The following is a 25,155-nucleotide window of genomic DNA, read 5'->3' as shown; positions in this document are numbered from 1 at the left end:
GGTCGCGTCCCGCTGTTCGGAGTCCGGGCCCGAGCAGCGGGACGCCACCCGGTCCAAGCAGGGGCGCCCGTCATCCTCGGCGGCGACATCGCCGCCGCCGGTCACCGCGTCAGCTTCGGGTCCACCGCTGGCTGTTCGTGCCGTTGCAGCTCGACAGAACCGCAGGGGTGCCGTTGGCGGTTCCGGCGGCGTTGGGCGTCAGGCACAGGCCGGACTGCACGCCGGTGACCGTGCCATCGGTGTTGACGTTCCACTGCTGGTTGGTGCCGCCGTTGCAGTCCCAGATGATCACGCGGGTTCCCGGCGAGGTTCCGGCGCCCTCGGCGTCCAGGCACTTCGTGCCGTACACCTGGAGTTGTTTCGTGGCGGTCGTCGTCCACTGCTGGTTGGTGCCGCCGTTGCAGTCCCACAACGTCAACTGGGTGCCGTTGGTCTGCGACCGGGACGGGACGTCCAGGCAGCGGTTGGCGCCGGTGTTGCGCAGCGGCGCGGACGTGCCGCCCTGTGGTGGGGTGGTGGGACTCGTGGTGTCGAAGCCGAGGAACCGGATGGCCTGCGCGGCGTCGAACGGGATGGAGTGGCCGTACCCCTGGAAGCTGATCGCCTCGACGGGCGCCGTGCCGCCGGTGCCCCCGTACCGGGTGCGGGTGGCGCTGGTCTGCGGAGAGTCCGTGAAGCTGGGGGTCTGCGACACGCCCTGCACGTTGGTCCACTGCTTGATCTGCTCGCCAAAGTTGACGTAGCTCAGCGTAGTGTCCGTGGTGCCGTGCCAGATCTGGAACCGGGGACGCTTGCCGGAGTAACCGGGATAGGCGTTGCGGACCAGGTCACCCCACTGCTGCCCGGTCCTGACGATCCGTCCGCCGGAGCACTCGCTGTTCCACTCCGCGCCGTTGGTGGTGGCGAAGCACCCGAACGGGACCCCGGAGGAGCTGAACCCGGCGTGGAACAGGTCCGGGTAGAGGCCGACCATGACGTTGGTCATCATGGCGCCGGAGGAGAACCCACCCACGCCGATCCGGCTGGCATCAACGGGGTAGCGGCTCCGGACGTAGTCGACCATGGACTTGAGGCCGACCGGGTCGCTGCCGCCGTCGCGCCGCAGGGCCTGCGGCGACGAGACGTCCCAACACTTGCTGCTCCGGGTCACCGACGGGTAGATCACGATGAAGCCGTAGCGGTCGGCGAGGGTGCTCAGCCCGAAGCCGCTGTGCACCGCCGGACCACTGCCGGTGCAGTAGTGCAGAGCGAGGAGCAGGGCCGGCTGGGCCGCGACCCGATCCGGCACGTACAGGTGCATCTGGAGGTTCGTCGGGTTGGTGCCGAAGTTGGTCACCTGGGTGAGCGTCGCGGCCGACGCCGGGGTGGCGACCGTGACCACGGCCGTCATCGTCGCCAGGGCCGTCGCCAGCGCGGCGGCCAGCAGTGCGATCCTTGATCTCATCGGCGGTTCCTCTTGTCGTGAGTCGGGGACCCGGCGGCAGCACGGCGGTCCGGCGCAGGCGGTCGACGACGGCGCGCCCGGGCGGTCCCGAGGCGCGCGACGTCCGCCGCGCGTCACCGGCGGCTGCTGACGAATCCTGATGCGACGCCCACCTGCCCAGGGACGTCCTGACCACCGAGGTCAGACCAGCGAGGGGGCCTCCCGGTGAGCCACGGACGCTGATCGCCTCGCATCGACTGTGAGCGATAACATGCCGTTCGTCAAGCCGTAACGTATGACGTCTGTCGATCGCTGTCGGGCGTTGACGTCTTCCGCGCGGTGGAGAGTGGGTGCCACAATGAGGGCGGCGCTCAAGCGGTCACCGCTGGGCCCGGGGGAGGGCCTTCCGCAGGAAGCGGACGGTGGGCACGAACCCGGAGGCCGCCTCATGACCCATCTGCCAGACGCTACTGCCATCTCCGGCGCGGTCGATCTGCTCGTTGGCGTGCTGCAACTGGCCGCCGCGGTCGTCACTCTGTTGGCTGCCGTGAGCGTCCGTGGGCGTCGTTCAGGGCGCGGCGAGCGCGGCGAAGACGACGCCTGACGCACCTTGAGATTGTCGAACCGACAGTGCCATTGTGGTACGTCGATGAAGAGCCGCGCGCGGGGCTGACGTCCGTCCACTGGGCAGCCGGGATCCAGATGTGATCTCCGGGGGACGGTGACACGAGCGATGGACCAACCAGAGTCTGCCGTCCACGAGATCGCCCGTCACCGGGTCGCACCCTGACCGGTCGGGCGGCTCATCTGCGCGAAGGAACCCCGCCCATGCGTGAACCGAAGACCCGAGCAGCCCTCCTGGCGGGCCTGCTGCTCGCCACGAGCGCACTCGCCGGCGTCAACCCACCAACCGCCAGTGCGGCGGCCGACCCGGTCACCGTGACCGTCAACACCCGTGCCGGTCTGGCGACCGTGCCGGACACCGCTCTCGGCGTCAACCACGCCATCTGGGACTCGAACCTCGGCACCGCCGAGACGTCGGACCTGCTCAGAGATGCCGGCGTGCAGATGATGCGTTACCCCGGCGGCTCGTACGCCGACATCTACCACTGGAAGGACCACACAGCGCCCGGCGGTTACGTCGCGCCGGGGACCGACTTCGACACGTTCATGGCGGCGGTCCGGCGCGTTGGCGCGCAGCCGATGATCATCGCGAACTATGGCACCGGCACGCCCGCCGAGGCCGCCGAGTGGGTGCGATACGCCAACGTGACCAAGGGCTACGACGCGCGGTACTGGACCGTCGGCAACGAGAACTACGGCAACGGTCACTACGGGTCCGCGTGGGAGGCCGACGACCACCCGGACAAGAGCGCGACACAGTACGCGAGGCTGGTCGTCGAGTACGCCGACGCGATGAAGGCGGTCGATCCGAGCATCAAGGTCGGGGCGGTGCTGACCATGCCGGGCAACTGGCCGGACGGGATCACCGCCGGCAGCGATCCGGGCCCGTGGAACCAGACCGTGCTCTCCATCGCCGGCCCGAAGATCGACTTCGTGGACGTGCACTGGTACCCGGGCGGCACCGCCGCCGAGTCGCTGGCCCGGGTCAACCACCTCCCCGACGCCACCTACCTGCTGCGGCAGCAGCTCGCTCGATACGCCGGCCCGAACGCCGACCGCATCGGCATCAGCTTCACCGAGCTGAACGTCGACGCCGGCCGGAACACCCAGCCGGCCGCGCTCTTCCTTGCCGACGTCTACAGCGGTCTGCTGGAGAACGGCGTCTTCACCGCCCACTGGTGGAACGTGCACAACGGCATGGGCACCGTGACACAGGTGGCCGGCCAGACCGACTACGGCGACTTCGGGATGCTCTCCAGCGGGGCCTGCACCGAGGACGGCTCGGTCTGCCAACCGCCGCTGAACACACCGTTCGCGCCGTACCACGGGCTGAGCATGATGAAGCTCTTCGCGAAGACCGGCGACCAGTTCGTTCGCGCCGGCACCGACGAACCCCTGGTCACCGCCCACGCCGTCCGCCGGAGCAACGGTGACCTCGCCGTGCTGCTGGTGAACAAGGACCCGGACAACGACCGCCCGGTCACCATCGACTACGCCGGGTTCACCCCGTCGGCCGTCGCGCCCACGGTCTCCACCCTCACCAACGGCGCCACCGGCATCGCCACCAGCCAGTCCGGCTCGGCGACCAGCCGGACGCTACCGGCGTACTCGTTGACCACGCTCGTGCTGCGCCCCGCCGACGCGACCGCCGGACGGCCGGTCGCACCCGGCCAGCCGACCGCGAGCGGTGTCACCGACCGCGCCGCGACGATCACCTGGCCGGCGGCCACCCCGGGCGGAAGCCCGATCGCCAAGTACGAGGTGCACCGACAACACGGCGCGGTCAGCGAGCAGCTCGGCGAGACGACGACCACCTCGTTCACTGTCGACAACCTCGTGCCGGGCAGCAGGTACACCATCAACGTGCTGGCCCGCGACACCGCCGGACGGGTCTCCTGGGCCTCACCGCCGCTCACGTTCGCCACCGGCAGCCCCGCGGCCAGCACGTGCACCGTCCGCTTCAGCGCCAACAACGACTGGGGCAACGGTTACATCGGTGGCGTCGACATCATCAACAACGGGACCAGCCCGATCGACGGCTGGACGCTCACCTGGACCTGGCCCACCGGCTGGCAGCAGGTGAGCAGTGGTTGGAGCGCCACCTGGGAGCAGGTCGGCACCGCGGTGCGGGTCACGCCCACCGCCGACAACCGACAGATCGCCGCTGGCGGCACCGTGAGCGCCGGCTTCGTCGGCGCGTACGGCGGCCCGAACGTGCTGCCCACGGCGTTCACCCTCAACGGCACCGTCTGCGCCACCGGCTGACGCCACGGCCGGCTGGCCCGTTCGTCGGGTCAGCCGGCCGCCCGGTCAACCGACCTGACGGACGGTGACCGTCGCCGACCCGGTCTCGTCCGCCCAGGGGTCGAGCACCAGGGCGTACGTGCCGCCCGTGGGCAGCGGGCCCACCTCGAACCGCCCGGCACCACCGATGACGCAGCCACTGCCCACCGCCTCACCGCCCGGGCCGGTGACGGTCAGAATCGCGCACCGGTCGGGAAGGCTGGCGGCGCTCACCTCGACGGTGAGGCGCTTACCGCTGTCGACGGGAAACCGTAGCCGGCTCACCGCACCGGGCCGGCTGACCGACAGGGTGATCGCCCGTCCATCCGCGACGCTGTCCCGCTGCTCGTCGGTGGCGTCGCGCAACCGCACGTCGGCCGAGCCGGTGTCGGTGGAGGTCCCGTCGACCTCCAGCACATACCGGCCGGTGGCCGGCAGGACGAACCCGTCGACGTGGCCCTGGCCGCCGATCACGCAGCCGCTGGCCACCTGTTCACCCGCCGGGTCGCGCAGGCGCAGCAGGTTGCACCGGTCCGGCACTGTGGCGTCGGTGACCTGGAGGAAGACCTTCTGACGGGCGCGCCCGTCGAAGGCCAGGCGGCTGACCGCGCCCGGTTGGGCGAGCGTTGCCCGGACCGCGGGCCCGTCCAGCGTGAGCGTCCTCTCCTCGTCGGTCACCGCAACGACCCGTACCGTCGCCCGACCGAGGTCGGCATCCCACGGGTCGAGCACCACCTGGTGGTCCCCGGTGGCGGTCAACGTGGTCGTGTCGATGAAGCCGACGCCGGAGATGACGCAGCCGGTGGCCAACTGACGGCCCTGCGGGTCGAGCAGCAGCAACACGCCGCAGCGATCCGGCACGGTGGCGGCGGGCACCTCCACGAAGATCTTCTGACCGGCCCGGCCCGGTACCTTCATCGCGGCCGTGGCGCCGGCCCGGGTCACCGCCAGGTCGACGTCACCGGCAGCGGGCGCGTCGCGCTGCGCGCGGGCGGCGTCCTCGGCGAACGCCACCTGCCCGGTGAGGCCGACGTCGAGCACACAGTCGGCGAAGATCTGCGGATCGGTGACACCGGCTCGCCGGCAGACCAGTTCGGCGGTGGCCCGGTTGGGCAGGTCCCCGACGGTGAGCAGCCGGTCCGGGAAGCGCCGGTCGGTGAACGTGCCGGTGTTCTGCCCCGGCTCGTAGTCGAACAGCGACCGCTGTGCCTCGACGCGCCAACTGTCGGCGAAGCCGGGGTACAGCGCCTCGAACGTGGGCGGCTGCGCCACCCGCTTCCCCCCACGCACGGTCAGGTCGTCGCCGGGGTCACCGTCATGGTCGCCGAGCAGGCCCTCCAGCGTCCCGGCCCGGGCGGTGGGCGCGCCGACGCTCACGCTCAACCCCCACACCCCGATCGGCTGCGCGATCACTCGGGCGGCGTCCGGCCACTCCACTGTCACCGTGCCGTCTCCCCAGGTGGTGACGGTGCCACCGCGTGGCAGCTTCACCCCGTCGGGCGCGGACACCGGCGCGGCGCCGTTCACCCGGACCGCCGGGCCGTCCGGTGTGACGTACACGCCGACCCGGTCACCGGCCACCCGAACCGCGACGGCTGAGTTGACGGCCACCACCGAGCTGGCCGGGAACATCGTCTGTCGTACCTGGACCTCGAAGTCGTCGGCAGTCGAGCGGGTCAGCACGAACTCCCCGGCGGCCTGGAAGTCGTACCGCAGACCGTCGTAGGTGAGCAGGTGCGGGTCGCCGTTGCTGTTGGCGCACCGGTAGCCCTTGCCGATCACCGAGATCGAACAACCACCACCACCGGGTGGTCGGGGCTTGGGCTGGTCGCAGTCCTTGCCGTTCGACGGCAGCTTCTGACCGCTGTACGACGGGCGGAGCGGCACACCGACCGCCTTGCGGTACGCGTTCTCCGCCAACACCGCGTGCACCTCGGCGGGGTCCACCGTGCTCGCCTGTTGGCCGCCCTGCGTGCAGAACTGGCCCCGGTCGGTGTCATTCACCTCGTCGAGGGCATGGTTCATCTCGTGGATCAGGGTGGCGCACTGGTCCTCGGTGAAGCCGAAACCCTCGTCGTCCAGCTTCCGCCCGTCGTTCTCCGGCACCCAGTTGATCTGCACATCACTGCCCGGGACGTACGTCGTGGTGCTGCTCTCCGAGCCGAAGATGGGTCTACGCACCTTGATCTGCTTGCCGGAGCGTTCCAGCTCGTCGAGCACGGCGCCATTGCCGGAGCCGCGGATCTGTCCGACGCAGCCTGCGTACTCCGCTTGCAGGTCGCTGTTGACGCTGACCACGGCGGACGCCGCCTGTGGGGCGAGCAGCACCAGGACGCCCGCCAGCACGACACCCAGTCGCATTCGGCTCCGCAACCCGGTCATCCGCCCTTCACCTCGAACGCGACAGTGCCCTGCTCGGCCGTCGCGGCGCAGGCATCCGCCGGCACACCGCGCAGTGGCGCTCGCAGGTAGCCCAGCACCAGCCGGTACGCCCCCGGTTGGTCGACCGGCCACCAGGTGACGGCGGCCCCACCCCGTCCGTCGGGCGCGGAGGTGGTCAGCGCCGCGCCGACCGGGCTCTGCGGGTCGCTGCCCAACGTCAGCTCCACCGACCCGCGCGGCGGCACCCGCACCAGGTTCTCGACCAGGTACGCGGTGAAGTCCCGGTAGTAGGCGCCGCCGCCGACCGCGGGTGCCACCGCCGTGCCGTCGCGGGTCAACGACATGACCGTCACAGCCCCGTCCGGCACCCGACTGAGTTGGCACTCGGCGTCGCGGTTGTTGACCAGCTTCAGCCGCAGGCTGATCTGCTCGCCCACCCGGTACGACGGCTGCGCGGCGCTGACGGTCAGGCCGACCGTCGCCGTGCCGGCGCTCGGGGCCGGTGACGGACGCGACCGTCTGCACCCGACAGTGGTCGCCATCAGCAGCAGGGCGAGACCGCCGACGAGCGCCGCCGTCCCTGCGCGGGGTACGCCCATGGGCCGCGAGCCTCCTCCGGGTGCCGAGGGTCGGCACAGATCCCGGCCAGCCTGCGCCGCGGGGTGCCGGGAGCGCTGTCGTGATCCGGCCCGGTGGATGTCCGCTAGCCGACCCGCGGGGTCCTGGGGAGGGCGGCGGCCGTCCGTGCTAGCGGCGCTCGTGTCTGCCCGGGGTGTGCCCGAAGGCCCGGCGGAAGACGTCGATGAACGCGCTGGCGGAGGACCATCCACACCGATGCGCCACGGCGGTGACCGGAACCTCCTCGGCCAGCATCACCAGAGCACGGTGCAACCGCAGTTGGGTACGCCACTGCGGGAAGGTCATGCCGAGGTCGGCGCGGAACAGGCGGGACAGCGTACGGTCGCTCCCGCCGACCTGCCTGCCGAGCGCGGCCAGGGTGCGGTTGTCGGCCGGGTCGGCGTACAGGATCGCGCAGAGTGCCTTCAATCGAGGCTCGGTGGGCGTGGGCAGGCGCACGGGCTGCGTGGCCGAGGACCGCAACTGGTCGAGCAGAACGGCCCGCAGCCGTGCACGCGTGAGGCTGTCATCCTGGGGGGCGCGGGTGTAGGCGAGGATCAGCTCGCGCAGCAGCGGCCCGACGGCCAGCACTGTCGGTTCCGTCAGATTCAGCGGGTCCTCGGTCGCGGGCAGGCCGATCAGGTGCAGTTCGAGTGCGCCGTGGGCCTGGTGCGCGTGCGCGGTTCCGGCGGGCACCCAGATGGCGCGGCTGGCGGGGACGACCCAGGCACCCGCGTCGGCGGTGACGGCCAGCACGCCACGGGCGGCGTAGACGATCTGGTGGTCGTCGTGGCGGTGCACGTCGATGACGGACCCGGACGCCAGCCGCTGGGCGCGAGTCGGTGCCACCGGCCGGTGGCGGATTCTCGTCATTGGTTGGCAGGTTATCGGAAGCCCGACAGGCCGGGAAGCGGCGAGCATGGCGGCGTGCCGAGAAACAGAACGATCATCTTGCTGTCCGTCGGGCATGGTTGCGTGGACGTCTACCAGGGCGCTGTCGCCGCGCTCGTACCGTTCTTCATCGCCGAGCGTGCCTACACCTACGCGGCGGCCTCCGGCGTGGTGCTCGCCGCTTCGCTGCTCTCCTCGGTGGCGCAACCGCTGTTCGGTGCGCTGACGGACCGGTGGGCAATGCCCTGGCTGTTGCCAGTGAGCACGATCCTGGGCGGACTGGGAATCGCGTGCAGCGGGATCACCGGTTCGTACCCGTTGACGCTGGCGTTCGTGGCCGTCTCCGGGATCGGAGTCGCGGCGTACCATCCCGAGTCCGCACGGGTCGCGCGGATCGCCAGCGGCGGAAGCCACGCCGGGATGGGTTGGTTCTCCCTCGGCGGCAATCTCGGCTTCGCCGTCGCGCCCATTCTGGTCGCTGTCGTCGTCGCCAGCGGCGGTCTGCGACTCACTCCGCTGCTCGTGGTGCCGGCCCTCGCGGGCAGCGTACTGTGCCTGCCCGTGCTTCGCGCGCTGCGCCCGACGACGGAGGCCGGTTACGGTACCCCGCAGTGGATCGGGACCGACGACAGGGCCTCATTCGGCCGGCTGTCGCTGGCCGTGGTCTGCCGCTCCATCGCGTTCGCCGGTCTGAGCACGTTCCTGGCGCTCTACGCGCCGCAGCGCACCGGCGGGGGAACCTCGGCTGGAACGGCGGCGCTGGTGGTGCTCTACCTCGGCGGAGCGGTGGGTACGGTGCTGGGAGGCAACCTGGCCGGCCGCTGGGACCGGGTCACCGTCGTGCGCTGGTCGTACCTGGTGAGCATCGCCGCCGTCGCGGGGGTCGTGCTCGTCCCCGGGCCGGCGTTCTATCTGTTCGTGGCGCTCACCTCGGCCGGGCTCTACATCCCGTTCTCGCTCCAGATCACCCTTGGCCAGGACTATCTTCCGACCCGCGTCGGTACCGCGAGTGGCATCACACTGGGCCTGACCGTCAGCGTCGGCGGCCTGGTCAGCCCACTCATCGGCGGTGTCGCCGACGCGATCTCCCTCCAGGTTGCCCTCGCCCCACTGATTCTGATGCCCGCGCTGAGTTGGCTGCTGTTCCGCACGCTCCCCGAGCCGGCCGTGCCGAGGCGCTGAAGCATGGCTCGACGGGCCACGGGGACCTGACCTCGTTGTCCTCCCACCAGCCGCGTCGCTGCTGACACTCCGCTGTGGAGATAACTACGCTAAGGCAATGCTCGCCGGATCGGATCGAGCTGGCGAGAATTCGACGCCGGGTAGCGGCGTGAGTAGTTGATCCTCCGGTTTGGGAGCATTGCATGGCCGACCTGCCGCACCCGCTCGCCGCGTTCATCGTCGCCGAGATTCGCCGCGCCCGAGGGGTCTCCGGGATGACCCAGGATGCCTTCGGCCGGGGTGCCGGCTTCAGCGCCTCCCATGTCAGCGCCGTGGAGAGCGAGACGCGGGCGCTGACGTTGGACTTCATCAAGGGTGCCGACCGGGCGTTCAAGAACGGCGGGCTGTTCGAGCGCATGGTGGGCAAGCTCGGCGCCCCGTCCTGGTTTCTGCCGTGGTTGGACGCCGAGCGCACCGCGACGCAGCTCAGGTGCTTCCAGCCGAGCCTCGTTCCGGGCCTGCTCCAGACGGAGAGCTACGGCCGCGCCGTCATCCGCTGCGACGACACGTTGAGCGACGACGAGGTCGAGAAGCGGCTCGCCCACCGGATGGACCGGCAGGCGGTCCTCACGAAGGCGAACGCCCCGCAGTTCATCGCTGTCATCGCCGAGGCGGTGCTCCGCCGCGCCGGCGCGGACTTCCGCGACGTCATGGCGGGGCAGATCAAGCAGTTGACCACCCTCGCGGAGCGGCCAAACATCAGCGTTCACCTGTTGCCGGACGAGGTCAGCATGCACGTCGGCCTGACCGGGCCGTTCAGCCTGGCCCGGCTGCCCGACCACAAGTGGGTGGGGCAGATGGAGAACCAGCTCGGCGGCGTCGTCATCGACCACGACGACGATGTGGATACTCTGATGTCGAGGTGGGAGACCGTTCGAAACGAGGCGCTACCCCGCCGGCAGTCACTGGATCTGATGAAGGAAGTGGTGACGTCATGGACCTGATCGGCGCTACGTGGCGCAAGTCCACCCGCAGCGGCTCCGGCGGCGGCGACTGCGTCGAGGTCGCGGCCAACCTGCCCGGCATCGTCGGTGTGCGGGACTCGAAGGACCCCGAGGGGCCGGCGCTGGTCTTCGGGCCGGTGGCCTGGCGGGCCTTCGTTGCCGAGGTCGCCCAGCGGTCGTAACCGATCCCCGAACGCGCCGAAGCGCCCGCCCCCAACCGAGGGGACGGGCGCTTCGCTGTGCGGGGCTGCGTCAGCCCACCACCGACCGCAGTGGCACCTTGGCGGCATTCAGTGCGCGTACCAGATCTCTTGCGAACGGGTGTTCGTCCGTCTGGAGTCCCTGCGGGTTCGGGATCACGACGTACGCGGAGCCGTTCTTCTCGGACGCCTGCGCGTCGGTGGTGAAGCGTTCGACGATCGCCCGGGTGCGGGGTAGGTCGCCGGCCGCCACCTGGATGGTGATCGGCCGCCACCCGCCGCCCAGGTCCGGCGACACCGGCGCGGCGGCGGCGCTGGCGCGCGCCGCGTCGACGCCGGCCGGGCGCCGCGCGTCCGGCGAGGCGGTCGCCGGGTAGAGCAGCGCGTTGGCGACCAGGTGCAGACCATTCTCGTTGTACGCGCGGAAGAGCGGATTGAACGCGAAGAGCACCGCCCGACCGGCGCCGGTCGGCTCGTCGACGACGGCCGCCGTGCCCTTCAGTGTCTCCGCCCCGACGGTGTAACCGTTGGCCCAGAAGGTGTCACCCGTCGGGTAGGTGAGCACGTTCGTCCCGGTGGTGCTCGGGGTGAGGATCGGGTCGCTGTTGTTGAACTCGAAGTCCTCCGCCGGGCGACCCAGCGCCACCGGGCTGTCCTGGTCGACATCGACGCGCAGGTGCGAGCCGATCACCAGGTAGTCCGCCGGCTTGGTCTTCTCCGTGGTCGAGGTGAGCCCGGCGGCGCGGGCGACCCGGGTGCCCTCGTTGCGCAGGCCGAGGTAGGTGTGGCCCTGGCCGATCCAGTCGCGCAGGTTGGCCTGCCCGACCGCGGTCAGACCGCCGGTGGCGCTGCTGCCGTCCGGCACCAGCAGCACGGTGCGCCCGGTGAACGCCTCGGTGTTGTCGTTGATGTCGGCCGTGGTGACCGGTTTCAGGTCGAGCCCCCACCGCTTGCCGAGCACGTAGCGGGCCTCGCCGTGCGAGCCGGAGGTGGTGGAGATGCCGGTGCCCTGGAACAACCCCACGTCGGGCAGGTCGAGGCGGGTGCCGGCGGGCCGACCCCCCGGGGTGAGGGTGACCCCGAGGGATTGGGCCAGCCCGTCGACGGTCCGGCTCACCTTGGCTGCCGGGATGGCGACCCTGCTGGTAGTGAGGTCGCGGACCAGGGGTACGCCACGGCCGAGCAGGCTGAAGGTGAACTCCGCGGCGGCGGCCGAGTCGAGCGGGTACGTGTACGAGCCCCAGGGCCACGCCGCGCCGGTGCGACCGCCGGAGACCTTGCGGACCAGTTCGACCCTCGGCCGGACGGTGTCTCCGGTGTAGATGGCGTTGATGCCCATCAGCAGCGGGTTGCTCCAGGACGACACGTCGTAGAAGTACGGGAACGGCACGTACGGGTCCTCGCCCATGATGGCCTGGATCCAGTGCTTCTGCGGCTGGTCCATCGGAATCCAGTACGCGCCCTTGGGCACTGTCACGTTGGTGGCGCTGCGCCCGCCGAAGACCCGCGCGGTGGGCACCCGGGTCGCCTTCTGCACCTCGTACACCTCGACGTCCATCCGGCGCAGCCGCTCGACGAGTTGGCGGACGTCGGCGAGCTGCCGGTCGGGCAGCAGGAAGTACGAGCGGATGGTGAGGTCCGGCACCGGGAACTGGACCTCGTTGGTGGGCTGCACCACCTCGTTCGGCTCCAGCGTGCCCGCCCTGCCCTGGGCGAGTGCGTCGGTCCAGATGTCGAAGTAGCCGTCCAGCACCTCGCGCTTGTTCGCGGCGGCCCAGCCGAGCGTCGACCACTGGGTGTGGAACTGCTGCTGGACCCGGTCGGCCACTGCCGACGCGCTGCCCTTCTCGTACGTCATGCCGGCCGCGCCGAAGCCGGTGGTCGGCACCGTGTCGCCGTAGCCCATGAAGAACATGTCGTACGTGTCGTAGTTGAAGTAGCACTCGGTGAAGGCGGTGTCGTCGCAGGCGCCGTTGAAGCCGAAACCGGCCTTGTTGGCCTCGCCGATGCGGTTGATCCAGTCCACCGCCTCACCGGCGATCTCGTGATGGATCGGGTCGGCGTTGGGTGGGAAGAAGTACTGCCGGCCGCCCATCTCGTGCGCGTCGATGAAGACCTGCGGCGGGTAGCGGCGCAGCAGTTCGAGCTTACCGTCGGTCTCCTGCTGGGTGCGGGCGAACCAGTCCCGGTTCAGGTCGAAGCCGAACTCGTTCTGCCGGCGGGTCGCGTCGCGGCCGTCCGGGTTCTGGGTGGGGACGATGATGGTGACCAGGTTGTCGTTGCGCTGGGCGACCTCGCAGGACAGGCCCGCCGCCAACTCGTACAGCGTCTTGAGCGCCGCGTCGGCGCCGCTCTTCTCACCGCCGTGCACGTTCGCGGTGACCCAGACGATGGCCGGGCTGTCCTTCGCCGTCCGGGCGGCCGTTCGCGCGCTGGTCCGGCGCGGGTCGCGCAGGTCCCGGATGTCGTCGGCGATCTCGCGTAGCGCGGTGGGCCGCACGTGGCGTTCGTTGGACACCACCGCGTACGGCAGCGGCTGGCCGAGCACGCTGGTGGTCATCACGCCGGTGACGACCCGGTTGGAGGCGCGATCGACGGCCCCGAGGTAGGTCCGGACCTCGTCGTTGGTGACGACCCGCTCCTGCCCCACGCCGAGCGGGAAGCCGAGCACGTTCTCGGGAGTGGGCACCGTGCCCAGTCGGGCGGTCGGGTCGTCGCTACAGCGGGAGGGCTGGGCGGCGCTCGCGGCCGGCGTGCCGCCGAGCAGGGGAGTCATGCCGAGCAGGAGCGCGATGGTGGCGGCACTTGCCAGCCGCCTGGCGGGGACCATCCGGAACGGGCGCATCGATGGGGCCATGAGTCGTGTTTCCCCTCTCGGGAACAACCTCGCAGTGGCCGGAGCCTATGAACCGCCGATACGACGGTCAAGGGTTGATCGATATTGCCGACTACTCGGCGTGCCGGTCCCGACGCGGAGTGGCAGGATGGTGGCGTGGGCTTGTCGTCGTCTGGGAGGAGGAGACGTGCCGGAGATGATCACGCTCTCGGTCCATCCGGATCTTCCGTCCGCCGATGCTCGGCGTTCGCTGGCGTCCTGGCTGCGCGCTGAGGATCGGCTGCGGGAGGGGGTGACCACAACGTCCCCCGACGAAATGTCGGCGGACCGCGCGGACGTCCTGCGGGTGGCGGCCAGCGACGCGGGCACCGCCATGGTGCTGGTGCAGGCGATCGCCGGCTGGCTGACCCACCGCCGCGACGATGTGACGGTGAAGCTCACCCGGCCGGACGGATGGTCGGCCGAGGTGGACGTGCACCGGGCTCGGGACATGGACCAGGTGACAGCGCTCATCGAGGCAGCGGTGCGCGCGGTGACACCCGCGCAGCGCTAACCGGCCCGCCGCCAGCCGAGAGGTCGGCCGGCGACGGGCCGGGTGGCACACGTACGGCTACCAGGTGGTCAGGCCGAGGCCGATCGTCTTGGTCAGCGTGGCGTTGTCGTCGTCGCCGTCGAGCGACCAGATCATCGCTCCGCCCAGGCCGGTCCGCCGGATGTAGAGCATCTTCTGCAGCACGACCGCCGGATCGTCGTACGTCCACAACGTCGTACCGTCGAACAACCAGGCGTGCCCGGCGCGCAGGTCGCGGTGCACGGTGTAGCCGTTACCGGCCAGGGTCTTGAGCTGCTTGTAGTCCTCGTACCCGGCCTCGAAGGTGGCCGGCGCGGGCCCGGTGGCCGGCTGGAACAGGCCGTTCCCGCCGCCGGTGATGCCGGTCCAACCGCGACCGTAGTAGGGGATGCCGAGCACGAGCTTGTCGCGCGGCGCGCCACGGGCGATCCACCCGTCGACGGCCACCTCGACGGAGAAGTCCGGGTTGTCCGGGGCGCCCGCCGGGACGCGCAGCGCCGACTGCTGGTTGGCCCGCGCGTCCCAGCCGCCGTGGAAGTCGTACCCCTGCACGGTGGCGAAGTCCAGGTACTTGAAGATCTTGCGGCCCTCGTAGCCGGCGTCCATGGTGGCCGGGCTGGCTGGCAGGAACGCGGTCAGCGGGTGGTGCGCCCGGGTCGTGCGCCCGTACGCGTCGAGCTGCCGGCGGAACTCGGCGAGCAGTTTGGTGAAGTTCTCCCGGTCCTCCGGGCGGATGACGTTGCCGGGCTCACCCTCCCAGTTGGGCCACTCCCAGTCGAGGTCGATGCCGTCGAAGACGCCGGCCGCGGCACCCGGGCCGCCGGCGGCGCCGTCCCCGCCGGGCAGGTTGCCCTTGAGGTAGAGGTCGATGCAGGACGTGACGAACGCCTTGCGGGAGGCGTCGGTGCGGGCGGCGTTCGAGAAGTACGTCGACCAACTCCAGCCGCCCAGCGAGATCAGCACCTTCAGCTTGGGGTGCTTGGCCTTGAGCTTGGCGAGCTGGCCGAAGTTGCCGTTGAGCGCCTGGCCCGGTGCGTCCGCGACGCCGTCGACGCTCTCCTCGGCCGGGACGGGGCGCTGGTAGTCGGCCCAGGCGTCGCCCTCACCAGGCCCACCGTCCACGTAGCAGCGGCCGTCCTCGCTGACGTTGCCGAAGGCGTAGTTGAGGTGGGTGAGGCGGCTCGCCGCCCCGGAGGTTTCGAGCTTCTTGACCGGGAAGGCCCGGCCGTAGATGCCCCACTGGGTGAAGTAGCCGACCCGGTGGTAACCGGTGCGACGCTGGTGGTTGTCACCGGCGCTGGCGGCGGTGGGCGGAGCGGCGGTGACCAGCAGGGTCGCCAGGGCGACGACGGCGGTGAGACGGCGGTGGCGGAATGGTCGCATCGGCACACTCCCACGAGACATCAAGCAGAATTAGTAAAGAGACTTATCTGATTGATGAAGTTAAGCCGATCACCCTCCGGGGTCAAGAGCCGTCCAGCCACATGGGGGATTGTGACGGCGTTACCGGGTGGTAACGATGTTGTGCCATGGACTCCGCGGTGACTCTGATCGGACTACCCATCGCCCTCGGCATCATCATGCTCGGTCTGGGTCTCGGACTGACCATGGCGGACTTCCGCCGGGTGGCCCACCATCCACGAGCCGCCGTCATCGCCCTGGTCTGCCAGGTGCTGGTGCTGCCGGCGCTCTGCTTCTGCCTCGTCCTCGCGTTCGACCTGGCACCCGAGCTGGCCGTCGGCATGATGCTGCTGGCCGCATCACCGGGCGGCACCACGGCCAACCTCTACAGCCACCTGTTCGGCGGGCACGTGGCCCTGAACATCACCCTGACCGCCATCAACTCGGTGCTCGCCGTGTTCACCCTGCCGATCCTGGTCAACCTGTCGGCGGCGTACTTCCTGCCCGAGGGCAGGAGCATCGGCCTCCAGTTCGACAAGGTGCTCCAGGTCTTCGCCATCGTGCTCGTCCCGGTCGCGATCGGCATGCTCATCCGGGCACGGATGCCGCAGGTGGCCGAGCGACTGAACCGCCCGGTCCGGATCCTCTCCGTCGTCGTGCTCGTCGCGGTGATCGCCGGCGCGGTGCTCGGCGAGCGGGAGAACATCGCCGACTACTTCGTCTCGGTCGGCCTGGCCGTGCTCGCCTTCAACCTGCTCAGCCTCGCCATCGGGTACGGGGTGCCGCGCCTCGCCGGTGTCGACCGGAGCGCCGCGACGGCCGCCGGGTTCGAGATCGGCATCCACAACAGCACCCTGGCCATCACGATTGCGCTCAGCCCGGCGCTGCTCAACAGCACCCAGATGGCGATCCCGGGCGCCGTCTACGGCATCGTCATGTTCTTCACCGCGGCGGCCTTCGGCTACCTGGTGACCCGCGTCGGCGCCCGGTCCTCCGCCGCTCTGACTCCCTGACAGCTGACGCCCTGACGGCTGTCGCCCTTGTCGTCCTGACGGCAGCCGTCAGGGCGACAAGGGCGGGCGGCAGCGTTCAGCCGACCTGGTTGTTGTCCTTCTGCGCGCCCCAACCGTGCCAGCGGTCGATCTCGATCAGGGCAGTGACCCGGGCACGCTCCCGGCGTGGGTACGCGTTGCCCGTGTAGTGCTTCGACAACCGGTCGATGTCCGCGAGACCCTCGTCGGCGCGCAGCTCGGCGACGTGCCCGATGATGCTGACGTGGGTGTACCAGCCAGCCTCGTCGAGCACTGTGAGGGACACCCGGGGGTCGTTGCGGACGTGCTCCAGTCGGCGGCGGCTCTCGTCCATGTTCACCAGGATCCGGCCGTCCTCCCACAGGTACCAGGTGGCGGCGGACACCGGCTGGCCACCGTTGCGAAGGGTGGTCATGACGGCGGGGTTCGGCTTCTGGAGCATGACGACCGCGGCCTCGGGAAGCGGTGGCTTGGACATGAAGTCTCCTCTTCGCGTCAGGGGGTTACCCCTGCACGTTACGCACCCGCCGGTCCGCTCCGGTCCGAATGGGGCGCACGCTCAAACCCCTGTCGATTACTCGGCTCGAGGTTCGCATTCCGGGAACCCAGCGCGGGGCAGCCACGTCGTAGGGGGCATGACGCGTAGCAGCGCCCACGTACCCCAGCCAACGGCCGCCAACGGCGCCCTCCGAGTCATGACTCCAGCTCGCCTCATGGGACTGGCCCTGGTCGCGGGGCTGGCGCTGGTCACCGGCTGTACGGCGAAGCCGGCCCCCGCGCCGCCACCTGACCGGGGAGTGCCGGCCGGCGGGTTCCGGCTCGTCGCGTTCGATTCCTGCCCGGAGGCGCTGCGGCAGCTGAAGACGGCTGCCAGCGCGTACGTCGGGCCCTGGGGGTTCGGGTTGGACGGGGACGCGCGTGCCTTTCGCATCCTCGAACGGGCTGCGGCGCCCGCCGCGGCGGGGGCTGCGGATGCGGCGTCCAAGGCCGCCGCCCCCGGCTACTCGGGCACCAACAGCCACGAGGCCGGGGCCGATGAACCGGACCTGGTCAAGACCGACGGCAGGCGGATCGTCACAGTGCAGCACGGCACGCTGTACGTGGTCGACCCGGCCACCCGCCGGCTGACCGGAGAGCTGGAACTGGCACCGGGCGCTGATCAGTTCGGCGGGGCCGAGGACGCCCTGCTGCTGCACGGTGACCGGGCGCTGGTGCTGCGCCGCGACGGGTGGGCCGGGAGGTTCAAACCGGCCGCTTCCGAGGGAGGCGGGCGGGTCGTGGACGCCCCGACGCCGGATGGCATCGTCGGCCCTCAGCTGATCATGGTCGACCTGTCCGGCCAGCCGAAGATCATCGGCGAATACCGGATCGACGGCAATCTGGTGGACGCCCGCCAGGTCGGCACAACGGTCCGGGTCGTGGTCCGCTCCGCGCCCCGGTTGAACTTCCCGCATCGGGAACGGGCCACCGATGAGCAGCGCACCACCGCCAACCGCGAGATCATCGACAACGCCACCGCCGACGACTGGCTGCCCCGGTACGAGGTCACCTCCGGCGGGCGAACCAGCGCCGGACGGGTCGGCTGCGAACGGGTGAGCCGGCCGGCCGTCTACTCCGGCACGTCGCTGGTGACAGTGCTCAGCTTCGACCTCGGTGCGGCCGCGCTCGGTGCTGGCGACCCGGTCACCGTGATCGCCGACGGCGACACCGTCTACAGCAACGGACCCCGGCTGTACGTCGCCAACGATCAGCGCTGGCGGGTGCTGCCGAGTCTGACCGCGCGGAACGTCGCACCGGATCCCAGGGACGAGACCACCGAGATCTACCAGTTCGACGTCACTGGCACCGGTGCCCCGCGATACGTCGCCGCCGCGTCCGTACCGGGCTGGCTCGTGAACCAGTACGCCATGTCCGAGTGGGACGGGCATCTGAGAGTGGCCACCACCAGTGGCCGTACATGGGGCGACAGGCCGAACTCGACGTCCAGCGTGTATGTCCTGCGTGCCGACGGCACGGCGCTGACCCAGGTCGGGAAGGTCACCGGGCTGGGCAAGGGGGAACGGATATACGCGGTACGGTTCCTCGGCGGCACCGGCTACGTTGTCACCTTCCGGCAGACCGACCCGCTCTACACAGTCGATCTGCGTGATCCGGGGGCGCCGAAGGTGACCGGCGAACTGAAGATCAACGGGTATTCGGCGTACCTGCATCCGGCCGGCGAAGGACGGCTGCTCGGTGTCGGGCAGGAGGCGTCCGGCCAGGGCCGTATCCAGGGCACCCAGCTCTCGCTCTTCGACGTCTCCTCCCCGGCCAAGCCGACCCGGGTCGCCCAGTATCACGTCAAGCAGGGGCACTCCGAGGCGGAGTTCGACCCGCACGCGTTCCTGTACTGGCCGGCAGAACGCCTGGTCGTGGTCCCACTGACCGCTTACGGCGCGGGTCGGCCGAGCAACGTGGCCGTGGCCCTGCGAGCCGGCGACGGCGGGTTCACCGAGGTCGGCACGGTCGACCACACGCCGGACACGACAGATCCCGAGGGTCTGACGCAGATCCGCCGGTCACTGGTGGTCGACGGAGTGCTCTGGACCGTCTCCGCCGGTGGCCTCAAGGCGACCAGCCTCTCCACGATGAGGACCCTCGGCTGGCTGCCTACGGCGTGAACGGCGTGGTGGTGTCCGGCGTCGGGTCGTGCCGCTGTTCGGAGGGGTCGGTCCGCACCCGCGTCCGGGGCGTCGCGCCTCGCCGGAGAAGATGTCAGCATGAGCGATTCCGTACTGCCCAGGCGTGTCGTCGTCACCGGTGCCACCGGCAAGCTCGGCCGTGCCGTGGTCGCCCACCTGCGCGCCGTGGGCGTCGACGTGCTGGCGGTGGACCGCGTCGGTGGCCGAGACCCACGCGACGTGAACGGCGAGTTCCTGCTGGTCGACCTGACCGACTACGGGCAGGTGGTGGAGGCGTTCACCGGGGGCGCCGACGAGCACGCGGGCGGCGTCGACGCGGTCGTGCACCTCGCCGCGATCCCGGCCCCCGGGCTGATGTCGAACGCGACGACGTTCGCGAACAACTCGGCCGCGACGTACAACGTGTTCGCCGCGGCCCGGGCGGCCGGGATCAAGCGGGTTGTGTGGGCGTCGAGCGAGACGGTGCTCGGGCTGCCGTTCGACACCCCGCCGCCGTACGCGCCGGTGGACGAGGAGTACGCGCCACGGCCCGAGTCGACGTACTCGTTGAACAAGGCCCTGGAGGAGGAGATGGCCCGGCACTTCTGCCGGTGGGACCCGGAGTTGGTCATGGTGGGGCTGCGCTTCTCCAACGTGATGGACGTCGAGGACTACGCGCCGTTCCCCTCGTTCGACGCCGACCCGCAGCTGCGCCGGTGGAACCTGTGGGGCTACATCGACGCCCGCGACGGGGCCCAGGCGGTCGAGCGCGCGCTCGCGCACGACCAGCCCGGTGCCGACGTCTTCGTCATCGCCAACGCCGACACCGTCATGACCAGGTCCAGCGCCAGCCTGATGGCCGAGGTCTACCCGGGTGTCGAGATCCGTAAGGAGCTGGGTGAGCACGAGACGCTGCTCAGCATCGACAAGGCCCGTCGGGTGCTGGGGTACGAGCCGCAGCACTCCTGGCGGAACCACGTCGACCCGAGGTAGATCAGCGTGCCGCCTGGTAGGCGCGGCCGACGGCGGTCGCCGTGCTGCCGGTGCGAAACAGGCCGGTCTGGTCCTTGTCGGTGGCGGGCAGGCCGAACCACGCGTACCGCTGTAGCCAGGACAGCCCACCCAGCATCCGGGTCGCCGCGGTGAGGAACGCGGCCTGCTGTGCCTGGGTGGGGAAGCGGACGCCGTTGGAGAAGTCGATCAGGGCGAACTCGGTGAGCCAGACCGGCAGCTTGTACCGGTCGTGCACCGCCTGGAGGTACGACCTGAGCTGGTTGACCGCGTTGGCGGTGGTGAAGTCGCCGCCGTACCAGTGCAGGGCGATGAAGTCGACGCGGTAGCCGCGCTGCTTCGCCCCGGCCATGAACCGGTCGAGCCATTCTCCTGGCCGGTCGCCGCCCCAGGCCACCGCCGGGCTGCCCAGCGGAAGGCCGGTGGCCTGCAACTGCGGCCACAGCTCCAACGCCTGCTCGACGGTCATCTCCGCCTGACCCTTCAGGTCCGGCTCGTTGAACCCGAGGAGGTAGCTGCCGTTCTTCTTGGCCTGTTGCAGGTTTGTGGCGGTGACGCTCTTCGCCCCCCAGATCATCGGGACGAACTCGGCGCCCTTCGGGCTGGTGACGCCCGAGTGGGCCACGTCCCAGGTGTAGTACCAACTCGCCCCGGAGTTCGCCAGCGCCTGGCTGACGCCGTCGAAGGTCCACACCCCGACGCCCTTGCGCTTCGAGGTCGCCGCCGGGGCCGCCGGAGCGACCGGCCGCCCGGTTGTCGGCTTCGCCGTCGGCGTCGGGGTCGGGGTCGCCCGCGCGGGGCTCGTGGTGGCGGCGGGCGTGGTCGCGCTGGGCGCGCCGGGCTGCGGGCTCGCGGGCGGCGGCGCGTCGAGCGCCTGCGTCGCCGCCGGGGCGGGCGTTGGCCCGGTCGGCTGCACCACGACGATCACACCCGTCACCAGTACGGCGACCACGGCGGCCACGAGGAGCGGCCACAGCAGCCGCCTCGCGCCGATCGGGAGGCGGCCGAGCAGACCGCGCCGGGGTTCCGCGTGGGCGCCCCGGGTAACCCCTGGTGTGACGGCTCCATCCGGACCGGATCCGCGCATCGTCTCGACTCCTTCATGTGGTCGTACCGCTACCTGTCGTGGGGACTGGCGGAAGATCCGCTACAGCCTCCCCTCAGGAGACTGACCGGTCGTACCGGGATAACAGTTTCCACCGCTGGTGTCGGTCGTCGATCACCACACGTCCGGCGGGATCGGATTCATCGCCGTCAACGTCTTCACTTGACCATGACGAGCGCCTAGGCTATCTGAAACGATTCATTAACCGGAGGCCGACCGCTGCCGCCACGCCGTGCAGAGAAGGATGAGGGCCAAGAATGATGCGCACCTCGCGGCGTCACGCCGCACTTTCCGCACTTCTCGTGCTGCTGACTGGCCTGACGCCGATGGTGGCACCGCACTCGGCGACCGCCGCGCCGGCCGCCGCAGCGTTGACGGCGACCGACCTGACCGCCGAACGGGCCACCGCGCCGATCGGCCTGGACGTGGCGCGCCCCCGCCTCGGCTGGCGGATCGACGCCACCACCCGGGGCGTGGTCCAGGAGTCCTACCAGGTGCGTGTCGCCACCGGCGCGGACCGCCTCGGCGCCCCCGACGTCTGGGACAGCGGCCGGGTCCGGTCGCGGCAGAGCGCCCTCGTCCCGTACGCCGGGCCGGCCCTGCGGCCACGGACCCGCTACGCCTGGCAGGTCCAGGTCTGGGACACCGCCGGCAACGCCTCCGGGTGGAGCACGCCGACGTTCTGGGAAACCGGCGTGCAGGGTGGGGCCGGCTGGCAGGCCAACTGGATCGGGTTGCCGTCGCCCACCGAATCCTGGACCGACTACACGGTGCAGACGACGGTCCGGCTGGAACGCGACGCGGCCGGGATCTTCCTGCGCGCCCGTGGCGCGGGCAACGCGTACATGTGGCAGTTCTCCATCACCGGCGGCAGCGCCAAGCTGCGCCCGCACGCCCGGGTCAACGGTGCCTGGACCGTGCTCAAGGAGGTGCCGCTCGGCGGTGTCGTACCGGCCGACAGGCTGACGACGCCGCACACCCTGCGCATCACGGCGGCCGGGAACACCATCACCACCTGGGTCGACGGCACCCAGGTCGACGTCACCACCAGCACCGCCCACCAGACCGGTTCGGTCGGCCTGCGGACCAACGGGCTGGAGTCCGGCGTCTTCTCCGCCTTCTCGGTGACCAGCGGCGGTCAGACACTCTTCGCGGCTCCGCTCACCGACGGGGTGAACCCGTTCGGGGCCGGCACGGCCACCGCGGCCGGCCTGCGGGTCGGCGGCGACACCGAGGCCATGCTCGTCGCGCTGGACGCGAACCCGTTGCTGCGACGGGGCTTCCGGGTCGACGGTACGGTCGCCCGCGCCCGGATCTACGCCACCGCGCTCGGTGTCTACCAACTCTCCCTCAACGGTCAGCGGGTCGGCGACCACGAGCTGGCACCCGGCTGGACCGACTACCACAAGCGGGTGCAGTACCAGACGTACGACGTGACCGGCCAGCTCCGCCCGGGTGACAACGCCCTCGGCGCCCTGCTCGGCGACGGTTGGTACGCGGGCAGCATCGCCTGGTTCGGCACCGACAACTACGGCTCCCGGCCGCACCTGAGCGCGCAACTGCGCATCGACTACACCGACGGTCGCAGCGCGACGGTCAACACCGACGGTTCGTGGCGCGCCACGGCCGGGCCGTTCCTGCAGAGCGACCTGATCCACGGTGAGACGTACGACGCGCGGCGATTGCCGGCCGGCTGGAACCAGCCCGGCTTCAACGACGCGGCCTGGAAGCCCGCCACCGTCGACGACGTCGACGCCACCGACAAGATCGTCGCCCAGGTCGACCCGCCGGTGCGGGTCACGCAGGAGCTGCCGGCCCGGGTGCTGACCCAGCCCACCCCCGGCACCTGGATCTTCGACCTCGGCCAGAACATGGTGGGCAAGGTGCGGCTGAGGGTCAACGGCCCGGCCGGTTCGACGGTCCGTATCCGGCACGCCGAGGTGCTCAACCCGAACGGCACCGCGTACACCGCCAACCTGCGGTCGGCCCGGGCCACCGACCTCTACACCCTGCGGGGTGGTGGCGCCGAGGTCTACGAGCCGACCTTCACCTTCCACGGCTTCCGCTACGTCGAGCTGACCGGCTATCCGGGCACCCCCGACCTGTCCTCGGTCACCGGCCTGGTGATGCACACCGACGGGGAGCTGACCAGCGAGTTCCAGACCTCCAACGCCATGGTGAACCGGCTACACAGCAACATCACCTGGGGGCAGCGCGGCAACTTCTTGTCCATCCCGACCGACACCCCGGCCCGCGACGAGCGGCTCGGCTGGACCGGCGACATCAACGTCTTCGCCGACACCGCGACGTTCAACATGGACAGCCTGACGTTCCTCAGCAAGTGGTTGCAGGACCTGCGCGACGCGCAGTCGGCCAACGGCGCGTACCCCGACGTCGCGCCGCGCGCCTGCTGTGGGGACGGCGCGACGGGCTGGGCGGACGCCGGGATCACAGTGCCGTACGCGCTGTGGCAGCGCTACGGCGACACCCGGGTGATCGAGGAGCACTACTCGTCGATGGTGCGGTACGCGTCCTGGCTGGAGAGCACCAGCTCGGGCAACCTGCGGACCAATGCCGGCCCGTACCTGGACTGGCTCAACCTCGACGACCCGACGCCGGCAGGGGTGGTCGGCACCGCCTACTACGCGTACAGCATCCGGCTGCTGGGGGAGTTGGCCGCGGCCATCGGGCGCGACGCCGACGCGACCCGCTACGCCGCGCTGTCCAGGGCCATCACCCAGGCGTTCGTCAACACCTACGTCGCGGCCGACGGGACAGTGCAGGGCGACAGCCAGACCGGGTACGTGCTGGCCATCGGCATGGGCCTGCTGACCGACCCGCTGCGGGCCAGGGCCGCCGACCGGCTGGTCGCCAACGTGCAACGGCACGACTGGCACCTCTCCACCGGCTTCCTCGGCACACCGGACCTGCTGCCGACGTTGAGTGACACCGGGCATCTCGACGTCGCCTACCGGCTGTTGCTCAACGACACCTACCCGTCGTGGGGTTACGAGATCGCCAAGGGCGCGACCACGATCTGGGAGCGCTGGGACTCGATCAAACCCGACGGCAGCTTCGGCGACGTGGGGATGAACTCCTTCAACCACTACGCGTACGGAGCGGTGGGCGACTGGATGTACCGGACCGTCGCGGGCATCCAGCACGACGCCACCAACCCCGGGTACGCGCACGTCACGTTCGCCCCCCAGTCGGGCGGCAACCTCACCTCGGCCAAGGCGTCGTACCGTTCGGCGTACGGGACGATCGGCAGCGACTGGGACCTCGACGCGCGCGGCGACATGCGGCTGCGCCTCACCCTGCCGGCGAACACCACGGCGACGGTGCGCTTCCCGGCACCCGGACGCGAGGCGGTCACCGAGGGCGACCGGCCGGCCGAGCAGGCCGACGGGGTGCGGTTCGTCCGGATGGACGGCGCGGTCGCCGTGTACGAGATCGGGTCCGGCTCCTACTCCTTCGCGGTCGTCCCACCGACGGACGCCTACGACCACGTCGACCTCGGCGTCGCGGCGTCCGAGCAGGCCCACCGCCTCACCGCCTCCACCTACTCGGGCACCAGCACCGAGGCCGGGCTGACCCGCCGGTACACCGACGTGACCCGCCCCGGCGGTTGGTTCGAGTTCGATCTCGCGGTCCGGCCCGGTGAACCGTTCGCGCTGCGCTCTGTCGAGACGTACGACGGGCCTCAGCTCAAGGACTACCAGGTGGTCGTGGACGGGGTGGTGGCGCACACGCGCTCGTGGCAGCGCACGGCGGGCGGGCCCGGCACGGTCAGCTACCAGTTCGTCGTCAACCTGCCGGACGCGACCCGGGACGGTGTCGTGCGGGTGCGGTACGAGGACACCGGGACCGGCTACGACCCGTCGATCGCCGACGTCTGGGCGATGCCCGGCCCGGCGGCCTGACCCCGGCCGGGCGACCCGCGCCGGCCGGCCC

The 25,155-nt window shown here is 70.6% G+C and carries 18 protein-coding genes; 10 read left to right on the top strand and 8 right to left on the bottom strand.

What is annotated here, in order from left to right:
• Window positions 1-109: 109 nt before the first annotated feature.
• On the bottom strand, window positions 110-1,444 hold the full coding sequence (locus ACQRWP_RS13945; RefSeq protein ID WP_430502653.1) for an extracellular catalytic domain type 1 short-chain-length polyhydroxyalkanoate depolymerase: 1,335 nt from the start codon (window positions 1,442-1,444) through the stop codon (window positions 110-112).
• A gap of 427 nt (window positions 1,445-1,871) precedes the next feature.
• Here ACQRWP_RS13945 and ACQRWP_RS13940 point away from each other — a divergent pair, with 427 nt between their 5' ends.
• Together ACQRWP_RS13940 and ACQRWP_RS13935 are read left to right on the top strand one after the other, a co-directional pair.
• A complete protein-coding gene (locus ACQRWP_RS13940; RefSeq protein ID WP_430502652.1) occupies window positions 1,872-2,027 on the top strand; it encodes a hypothetical protein in 156 nt (51 codons plus the stop codon).
• 224 nt (window positions 2,028-2,251) lie between these two features.
• Window positions 2,252-4,312 (top strand): cellulose binding domain-containing protein, encoded by a 2,061-nt coding sequence (locus ACQRWP_RS13935; RefSeq protein ID WP_430502651.1) that lies wholly within the window; start codon window positions 2,252-2,254, stop codon window positions 4,310-4,312.
• A 45-nt stretch (window positions 4,313-4,357) separates the two neighbouring features.
• Here ACQRWP_RS13935 and ACQRWP_RS13930 read toward each other — a convergent pair whose 3' ends face one another.
• The 3 genes from ACQRWP_RS13930 to ACQRWP_RS13920 all read right to left on the bottom strand — a co-directional run bounded on the left by ACQRWP_RS13930 (window position 4,358) and on the right by ACQRWP_RS13920 (window position 8,203).
• A complete protein-coding gene (locus ACQRWP_RS13930) occupies window positions 4,358-6,712 on the bottom strand; it encodes a VWD domain-containing protein (protein WP_430502650.1) in 2,355 nt (784 codons plus the stop codon).
• Window positions 6,709-7,311 (bottom strand): hypothetical protein, encoded by a 603-nt coding sequence (locus ACQRWP_RS13925; RefSeq protein ID WP_430502649.1) that lies wholly within the window; start codon window positions 7,309-7,311, stop codon window positions 6,709-6,711. The genes ACQRWP_RS13930 and ACQRWP_RS13925 overlap by 4 nt, the downstream gene beginning before the upstream one ends.
• Window positions 7,312-7,459: 148 nt before the next feature.
• Window positions 7,460-8,203: an AraC family transcriptional regulator gene (locus ACQRWP_RS13920; RefSeq protein WP_430502648.1), complete on the bottom strand. Its 744-nt coding sequence runs from the start codon at window positions 8,201-8,203 to the stop codon at window positions 7,460-7,462.
• 54 nt (window positions 8,204-8,257) lie between these two features.
• Here ACQRWP_RS13920 and ACQRWP_RS13915 point away from each other — a divergent pair, with 54 nt between their 5' ends.
• The 3 genes from ACQRWP_RS13915 (at window position 8,258) to ACQRWP_RS13905 (ending at window position 10,568) form a co-directional block, all read left to right on the top strand.
• A complete protein-coding gene (locus tag ACQRWP_RS13915) occupies window positions 8,258-9,403 on the top strand; it encodes an MFS transporter (protein ID WP_430502647.1) in 1,146 nt (381 codons plus the stop codon).
• Between the two features lie 182 nt (window positions 9,404-9,585).
• Window positions 9,586-10,386: a helix-turn-helix domain-containing protein gene (locus ACQRWP_RS13910; protein WP_430502646.1), complete on the top strand. Its 801-nt coding sequence runs from the start codon at window positions 9,586-9,588 to the stop codon at window positions 10,384-10,386.
• A complete protein-coding gene (locus tag ACQRWP_RS13905; protein WP_430502645.1) occupies window positions 10,377-10,568 on the top strand; it encodes a DUF397 domain-containing protein in 192 nt (63 codons plus the stop codon). The genes ACQRWP_RS13910 and ACQRWP_RS13905 overlap by 10 nt, the downstream gene beginning before the upstream one ends.
• A 70-nt stretch (window positions 10,569-10,638) precedes the next feature.
• Here ACQRWP_RS13905 and ACQRWP_RS13900 read toward each other — a convergent pair whose 3' ends face one another.
• The gene (locus tag ACQRWP_RS13900; RefSeq protein WP_430502644.1) at window positions 10,639-13,443 is read right to left on the bottom strand and encodes a M14 family zinc carboxypeptidase; all 2,805 of its coding nucleotides are present in this window, start codon (window positions 13,441-13,443) and stop codon (window positions 10,639-10,641) included.
• A 175-nt stretch (window positions 13,444-13,618) separates the two neighbouring features.
• On the opposite strand from ACQRWP_RS13900, the gene ACQRWP_RS13895 reads away from it, so the two are divergent.
• The gene (locus ACQRWP_RS13895) at window positions 13,619-13,975 is read left to right on the top strand and encodes an effector-associated constant component EACC1 (protein ID WP_430503199.1); all 357 of its coding nucleotides are present in this window, start codon (window positions 13,619-13,621) and stop codon (window positions 13,973-13,975) included.
• A 57-nt stretch (window positions 13,976-14,032) separates the two neighbouring features.
• On the opposite strand, the gene ACQRWP_RS13890 is transcribed toward ACQRWP_RS13895, so the two are convergent.
• The gene (locus ACQRWP_RS13890) at window positions 14,033-15,376 is read right to left on the bottom strand and encodes a glycoside hydrolase family 18 protein (protein WP_430502643.1); all 1,344 of its coding nucleotides are present in this window, start codon (window positions 15,374-15,376) and stop codon (window positions 14,033-14,035) included.
• Window positions 15,377-15,522: 146 nt separating this feature from the next.
• On the opposite strand from ACQRWP_RS13890, the gene ACQRWP_RS13885 reads away from it, so the two are divergent.
• Window positions 15,523-16,407, top strand: coding sequence for a bile acid:sodium symporter family protein (locus ACQRWP_RS13885; protein ID WP_430502642.1), 885 nt, complete (start codon window positions 15,523-15,525; stop codon window positions 16,405-16,407).
• Window positions 16,408-16,483: 76 nt separating this feature from the next.
• Here the strand turns inward: ACQRWP_RS13885 and ACQRWP_RS13880 are convergent, their stop codons facing one another.
• On the bottom strand, window positions 16,484-16,903 hold the full coding sequence (locus ACQRWP_RS13880; protein ID WP_430502641.1) for a PPOX class F420-dependent oxidoreductase: 420 nt from the start codon (window positions 16,901-16,903) through the stop codon (window positions 16,484-16,486).
• 217 nt (window positions 16,904-17,120) lie between these two features.
• Between ACQRWP_RS13880 and ACQRWP_RS13875 the strand changes: the two genes are divergently transcribed.
• Both ACQRWP_RS13875 and ACQRWP_RS13870 read left to right on the top strand, forming a co-directional pair.
• Window positions 17,121-19,085, top strand: a complete 1,965-nt coding sequence (locus tag ACQRWP_RS13875) for a beta-propeller domain-containing protein (RefSeq protein ID WP_430502640.1) — start codon at window positions 17,121-17,123, stop codon at window positions 19,083-19,085.
• 99 nt (window positions 19,086-19,184) lie between these two features.
• Window positions 19,185-20,078, top strand: a complete 894-nt coding sequence (locus ACQRWP_RS13870) for an NAD-dependent epimerase/dehydratase family protein (RefSeq protein WP_430502639.1) — start codon at window positions 19,185-19,187, stop codon at window positions 20,076-20,078.
• A 1-nt stretch (window position 20,079) separates the two neighbouring features.
• Here the strand turns inward: ACQRWP_RS13870 and ACQRWP_RS13865 are convergent, their stop codons facing one another.
• Window positions 20,080-21,183 carry a glycoside hydrolase family protein gene (locus tag ACQRWP_RS13865; protein ID WP_430502638.1) on the bottom strand — a complete coding sequence of 368 codons (1,104 nt, stop codon included), beginning with the start codon at window positions 21,181-21,183 and terminating at the stop codon, window positions 20,080-20,082.
• Window positions 21,184-21,527: 344 nt separating this feature from the next.
• On the opposite strand from ACQRWP_RS13865, the gene ACQRWP_RS13860 reads away from it, so the two are divergent.
• Window positions 21,528-25,124, top strand: coding sequence for a family 78 glycoside hydrolase catalytic domain (locus ACQRWP_RS13860; RefSeq protein ID WP_430502637.1), 3,597 nt, complete (start codon window positions 21,528-21,530; stop codon window positions 25,122-25,124).
• The last annotated feature ends 31 nt before the right edge of the window (window positions 25,125-25,155 follow it).

The sequence above is a fragment of the Micromonospora trifolii genome (assembly GCF_050516465.1).
Classification (GTDB): domain Bacteria; phylum Actinomycetota; class Actinomycetes; order Mycobacteriales; family Micromonosporaceae; genus Micromonospora; species Micromonospora trifolii.
The sequence above is the reverse complement of the archived record's forward strand: the minus strand, read 5'-3'. Positions and strand labels throughout refer to the sequence as shown.

Bases quoted from the DNA above. Each gene is read 5' to 3' on its own strand.
- ACQRWP_RS13885 (WP_430502642.1), top strand. From the start codon at position 15,523: ATGGACTCCGCGGTGACTCTGATCGGACTACCCATCGCCCTCGGCATC.
- ACQRWP_RS13880 (WP_430502641.1), bottom strand. From the start codon at position 16,903: ATGTCCAAGCCACCGCTTCCCGAGGCCGCGGTCGTCATGCTCCAGAAG.
- ACQRWP_RS13935 (WP_430502651.1), top strand. From the start codon at position 2,252: ATGCGTGAACCGAAGACCCGAGCAGCCCTCCTGGCGGGCCTGCTGCTC.
- ACQRWP_RS13900 (WP_430502644.1), bottom strand. From the start codon at position 13,443: ATGGCCCCATCGATGCGCCCGTTCCGGATGGTCCCCGCCAGGCGGCTG.
- ACQRWP_RS13905 (WP_430502645.1), top strand. From the start codon at position 10,377: ATGGACCTGATCGGCGCTACGTGGCGCAAGTCCACCCGCAGCGGCTCC.
- ACQRWP_RS13925 (WP_430502649.1), bottom strand. From the start codon at position 7,311: ATGGGCGTACCCCGCGCAGGGACGGCGGCGCTCGTCGGCGGTCTCGCC.
- ACQRWP_RS13875 (WP_430502640.1), top strand. From the start codon at position 17,121: ATGACTCCAGCTCGCCTCATGGGACTGGCCCTGGTCGCGGGGCTGGCG.
- ACQRWP_RS13920 (WP_430502648.1), bottom strand. From the start codon at position 8,203: ATGACGAGAATCCGCCACCGGCCGGTGGCACCGACTCGCGCCCAGCGG.
- ACQRWP_RS13895 (WP_430503199.1), top strand. From the start codon at position 13,619: ATGATCACGCTCTCGGTCCATCCGGATCTTCCGTCCGCCGATGCTCGG.
- ACQRWP_RS13945 (WP_430502653.1), bottom strand. From the start codon at position 1,444: ATGAGATCAAGGATCGCACTGCTGGCCGCCGCGCTGGCGACGGCCCTG.
- ACQRWP_RS13865 (WP_430502638.1), bottom strand. From the start codon at position 21,183: ATGCGCGGATCCGGTCCGGATGGAGCCGTCACACCAGGGGTTACCCGG.
- ACQRWP_RS13870 (WP_430502639.1), top strand. From the start codon at position 19,185: ATGAGCGATTCCGTACTGCCCAGGCGTGTCGTCGTCACCGGTGCCACC.
- ACQRWP_RS13860 (WP_430502637.1), top strand. From the start codon at position 21,528: ATGGTGGCACCGCACTCGGCGACCGCCGCGCCGGCCGCCGCAGCGTTG.
- ACQRWP_RS13910 (WP_430502646.1), top strand. From the start codon at position 9,586: ATGGCCGACCTGCCGCACCCGCTCGCCGCGTTCATCGTCGCCGAGATT.
- ACQRWP_RS13930 (WP_430502650.1), bottom strand. From the start codon at position 6,712: ATGACCGGGTTGCGGAGCCGAATGCGACTGGGTGTCGTGCTGGCGGGC.
- ACQRWP_RS13890 (WP_430502643.1), bottom strand. From the start codon at position 15,376: ATGCGACCATTCCGCCACCGCCGTCTCACCGCCGTCGTCGCCCTGGCG.
- ACQRWP_RS13940 (WP_430502652.1), top strand. From the start codon at position 1,872: ATGACCCATCTGCCAGACGCTACTGCCATCTCCGGCGCGGTCGATCTG.